The organism is Pseudoalteromonas sp. GW168-MNA-CIBAN-0100 (assembly GCF_040309225.1).
GTDB lineage: Bacteria > Pseudomonadota > Gammaproteobacteria > Enterobacterales > Alteromonadaceae > Pseudoalteromonas > Pseudoalteromonas arctica.
This window is the reverse complement of record NZ_JBEOOL010000149.1, coordinates 1-418: the sequence shown is the minus strand read 5'-3', so window position 1 is coordinate 418 and position 418 is coordinate 1. Positions and strand designations below refer to the sequence as shown.

The following is a 418-nucleotide window of genomic DNA, read 5'->3' as shown; positions in this document are numbered from 1 at the left end:
CATCCATACCGCTGTGCTCAATACTCACCACTTTTTGCAGCCAATTTTTTTGTTTGCGTAAGTAATTAATCGCAACATTACTCGCTACGCTGTAAAGCCAAGTAGAGAACTGCGAGCGCCCATCAAACTGCGCTACTTTGTGCCACACCTGTACAAACACTTCTTGGGCCGCATCCTCTGCATGCGACTGATCAGCTAATAAACGTAAACATAACCCGTATACTCGTTTTATGTGTAGTTCATAAAGTAGTGTGTATGCAGCTTGATCCCCCGACTTAACACGCTTAATGAGTGCTGCTTCGCACAATTGCGACTGTTCGGGTTTAACGTGTAACATCCGTAATGTCGCCTTTAAATTATAATTACTGGGTTAGCATTTAAGTGTATTGATAAGTTAGACGTAATGACAGTTTGAAAA

1 protein-coding gene is annotated in these 418 nt (G+C 41.9%); it reads right to left on the bottom strand.

Annotation, left to right across the window (positions count from 1 at the left end; genetic code table 11):
• Positions 1-337: RNA polymerase sigma factor (locus tag AAEY62_RS20450; RefSeq protein WP_350636054.1), on the bottom strand; the 337-nt coding region annotated here is incomplete at its 3' end.
• Positions 338-418 lie beyond the last annotated feature (81 nt).